The sequence below is a fragment of the Vibrio sp. 1641 genome, assembly GCF_033339995.1.
GTDB classification, from domain to species: domain Bacteria; phylum Pseudomonadota; class Gammaproteobacteria; order Enterobacterales; family Vibrionaceae; genus Vibrio; species Vibrio alginolyticus.
Genome location: NZ_JAWOVP010000236.1, coordinates 1 through 649, shown reverse-complemented (window position 1 = coordinate 649; position 649 = coordinate 1). Strand labels below are relative to the sequence as shown.

Below are 649 nucleotides of genomic sequence, written 5' to 3'. Positions count from 1 at the left end.
CTGCAGTAGATCTCTAGCCAAACTTTGGTTTTTGAAGATCATGAATTTAATAGATTTTTCTCATTCTCCTGTTTCATTATTGCCTCCTATTGTTGCTCTGACATTGGCGATTCTGACTCGACGTGTATTAGTTTCTCTTGGTGTAGGTATCGCGCTTGGTGCGGTTCTACTTAACAGCTGGTCAATTGGTGGTACTGCAAGCTATGTAGGTACTCAAGTGTCTTCTGTCTTCATTGAAGATGGTGGAATTAACACTTGGAACATGAGCATTGTTGGTTTCCTAATTCTATTAGGCATGACAACGGCTCTATTGACACTTTCTGGCGGTACTCGCGCATTCGCTGAATGGGCACAGTCTCGTGTGAAAAGTAAACGCGGCTCTAAACTTCTTGCAGCCTTTTTAGGCGTATTCATTTTTGTCGACGATTACTTTAACAGTCTTGCTGTAGGTGCGCTTTCGCGCCCAGTAACGGATCGCTTCTATGTATCTCGTGCGAAACTGGCTTACATCCTAGATTCAACCGCTGCACCTATGTGTGTCATCATGCCAGCTTCTAGTTGGGGTGCTTACATCATTACTATCATCGGCGGTATTTTAGTATCACATGGTATTACTGAGTATTCAGCGCTTGGGGCGTATGTGCGTCTT

At 43.9% G+C, this 649-nt stretch carries 1 protein-coding gene; it reads left to right on the top strand.

Features of this window, described 5'->3' with window-relative positions:
* Positions 1-40 precede the first annotated feature (40 nt).
* The coding region (locus R7Z47_RS25250; RefSeq protein WP_318130817.1) for a Na+/H+ antiporter NhaC family protein at positions 41-649 on the top strand (609 nt) is incomplete at its 3' end.